This is a genomic window from Lentzea kristufekii, from assembly GCF_033949925.1.
GTDB classification, from domain to species: domain Bacteria; phylum Actinomycetota; class Actinomycetes; order Mycobacteriales; family Pseudonocardiaceae; genus Lentzea; species Lentzea kristufekii.
Genome location: NZ_JAXAVV010000097.1, coordinates 1 through 455, shown reverse-complemented (window position 1 = coordinate 455; position 455 = coordinate 1). Strand labels below are relative to the sequence as shown.

The window sequence follows — 455 nt, the reverse complement described above, 5'->3', positions numbered from 1 at the left end:
ACGACGGTCAACGTCCGCAGTCCCGAAGGCCAGCCCACCGGCCAGGGCGGCACCGGCACAGCGGGTCTGCAGATCACCTTCGGTGGCAGCGCGCCCGCGATCGGCTCGCTCACCGTGACGCCGGCCGCATCCCCGTTGGTGGCCTACCTCGCCGGTGACTCGACCGTGTGCGACCAGCCCGCCGCGCCCTACACCGGCTGGGGCCAGTACCTGCCCACCCACCTGCGCAACGGCGCCGTGGTCGCGAACTACGGCGACTCGGGTGAGAGCTCCGGCAGTTTCCTGTCCAACAGCGCCCTCTTCCCCAGGATGAAGCCCCTGATCAAGAGCAGGGACCTGGTGTTCATCCAGCTCGGGCACAACGACAAGCAGACCACCGCAACGGCCTTCCGCGACAACCTCACCCGGCTGGTCAACGGCGTCCGCGAACGCGGTGGCGTCCCGGTGCTGATGAC

The 455-nt window shown here is 69.5% G+C and carries 1 protein-coding gene; it reads left to right on the top strand.

Going from position 1 to position 455, the window contains the following annotated elements; translation table 11 throughout:
• The coding region (locus SK571_RS46240) for a GDSL-type esterase/lipase family protein (RefSeq protein WP_319990445.1) at nt 1-455 on the top strand (455 nt) is incomplete at both ends.